5 protein-coding genes are annotated in these 2,137 nt (G+C 63.4%); all 5 read left to right on the forward strand.

Annotated elements, in window-relative coordinates:
• The coding region (locus ACR0E6_RS20860; protein WP_480586886.1) for a phage major tail protein, TP901-1 family at positions 1-401 on the forward strand (401 nt) is incomplete at its 5' end.
• A complete protein-coding gene (locus ACR0E6_RS20865; protein WP_480564066.1) occupies positions 401-715 on the forward strand; it encodes a gene transfer agent family protein in 315 nt (104 codons plus the stop codon). The genes ACR0E6_RS20860 and ACR0E6_RS20865, both read left to right, overlap by 1 nt.
• A complete protein-coding gene (locus tag ACR0E6_RS20870) occupies positions 712-921 on the forward strand; it encodes a rcc01693 family protein (RefSeq protein ID WP_480564068.1) in 210 nt (69 codons plus the stop codon). Before ACR0E6_RS20865 ends, ACR0E6_RS20870 begins: the two co-directional genes overlap by 4 nt.
• A complete protein-coding gene (locus tag ACR0E6_RS20875; RefSeq protein WP_480564070.1) occupies positions 908-1,570 on the forward strand; it encodes a phage tail tape measure protein in 663 nt (220 codons plus the stop codon). Before ACR0E6_RS20870 ends, ACR0E6_RS20875 begins: the two co-directional genes overlap by 14 nt.
• Before the next feature lie 12 nt (positions 1,571-1,582).
• Positions 1,583-2,137: phage distal tail protein, Rcc01695 family (locus ACR0E6_RS20880; protein ID WP_480586888.1), on the forward strand; the 555-nt coding region annotated here is incomplete at its 3' end.

Consider the following 2,137-nt stretch of genomic DNA (forward strand, 5'->3'; position numbering starts at 1 on the left):
ACGGAAAAGACCTGTTGGTCAAAGTGGATATGAACGGCACGGGCCTGTTCGAGACCATCGCGGGCCTGCGCGCCACGCGGATCAGTTTCAATGCGGAAAGCGTGGATGTCACTAGCCTGGAAAGCCAGGGCGGGTGGCGCGAGCTGCTGTCGGGGGCGGGGGTCAAATCGGCCTCGATCTCGGGCTCGGGCGTGTTCAAGGATGAAGGCACGGATGAGCGTGCGCGTCAGCTGTTCTTTGACGGTGAGACGCCCGGGTTTCAGGTGATCATCCCCGATTTCGGCATCGTTGAAGGCCCGTTTCAGGTCAGCAGCATCGAATATGCGGGCTCGCATAACGGTGAGGCGACCTATGAGATGAGCATGGCAAGCGCTGGTGCGCTGAGCTTTACGGCGCTCTGATGGCCAATCAGTGGACGGGCGAGGTGGCGCTGACCATCAATGGGGAGCAGCGGGTGCTCAAGCTGACTTTGGGTGCTTTGGCGGAATTGGAACAGGAACTGCAGGCCGGGTCTCTGGTCGAGTTGGTGCAGCGGTTTGAGGGTGGAGGGTATTCCAGCGGCGATGTGCTGGCGCTGATCGTAGCGGGGCTGCGGGGTGGTGGTGCGCGGGTCACTCGCGATGACCTGCTGCATGCCGAGATCGCGGGCGGGCCGATGGCGGGGGCCAAGGCAGCGGCAGAACTGCTGGCGCGGGCCTTCATGGTGCCCGAGTGAGCGGGTTCGACTGGCCCGTGCTGATGCGGGCCGGGTTTCTCGGCCTGCGCCTGACGCCGGATCAGTTCTGGCGTCTGACTCCGGCCGAGCTGCGGCTGATGCTGGGGCAGGGCGCGGGGATGCCTGCGATGAACCGGGCGGGGCTGGATGCGCTGCTGGTGGCCTATCCGGACAGAACACAAGGAGAGCGTGATGACGGATCGTGAGGGTTTTGACGACCTACAGGAGCGGGGAGAGGCGCTAGGCGATGCGCTTGGGGATGCCGCCACGATGGCTTCGGCGTTTGATGGCCAGATGCGGCGGATCAAGGCTGCGTTTGAAGAAACCGGAAAGGATGTGGCCACGCTGGAGCGCGGCATGTCCGGCGGGCTGCGCAAGGCATTTGATGGCGTGGTGCTGGACGGGATGAACCTGTCGGGCGCGCTGGATGTGCTGAAGAATTCGATGATCCGCACGGCGTATTCGGCGGCGATCAAGCCGGTGACGGATCACTTTGGCGGCATGCTGGCCAATGGGGTGGGCGGTTTGGTGCAGGGCATTTTGCCGTTTGCCGATGGCGGCAGTTTTTCCCAAGGCAGGGTGATGCCGTTTGCCAATGGTGGCATCGTCAGCAGCCCGACTATGTTCCCGATGCGCGGTGGCACCGGGCTGATGGGTGAGGCGGGTCCCGAGGCGATCATGCCGCTGGCGCGCGGCGCAGATGGCAAGCTGGGCGTGCGGACACAAGGCGGGGGCCGGGCGGTGAATGTGGTGATGAATATCTCCACACCCGATGTGCAGGGATTCCGCCGCTCGCAAGGTCAGATCGCGGCGCAGATGAGCCGCGCCTTGGGCCGTGGCAATCGCAACAGATAAGAGGAGCAGGGTATGAATTTCCATGAGGTGAGATTTCCGGCCAGCCTGAGCTTCGGCTCGGTTGGGGGACCTGAGCGGCGCACGGATATTGTGACGCTGGCCAACGGATTTGAGGAACGCAACACGCCCTGGGCGCATTCGCGCAGGCGCTATGATGCGGGTCTGGGGATGCGGTCGCTGGACGACGTCGAGACGTTGATCTCGTTCTTTGAGGCGCGGCAGGGGCAGATGTTTGGATTCCGCTGGAAGGACTGGTCGGATTTCAAGTCGGGCGCGGCAACGGCAGAGGTCGACAAGGGCGATCAGGTCATCGCGCGCGGCGACGGAGAGCGTACCGAGTTTCAACTGGTGAAAACCTATAGCTCGGGCGGGGTCAGCTATGTGCGACCGATCACCAAACCCGTCCTCGGTACGATGCGTTTGGGTCTGGATCAGGATGCCATGCGTGAAGGTGTCGACTATGAGGTTGATCTGGCCCGTGGGGTGGTCACATTCGTGGCCCCCCCGCCCGAACAGGTCGAGATCACGGCGGGGTTCGAGTTTGACGTGCCGGTGCGGTTCGACACC

Source organism: Ruegeria sp. AP12 (assembly GCF_056540025.1).

Coding starts and splice junctions, on each gene's coding strand:
- ACR0E6_RS20865 (WP_480564066.1), top strand. CDS start 401: ATGGCCAATCAGTGGACGGGCGAGGTGGCGCTGACCATCAATGGGGAG.
- ACR0E6_RS20875 (WP_480564070.1), top strand. CDS start 908: ATGACGGATCGTGAGGGTTTTGACGACCTACAGGAGCGGGGAGAGGCG.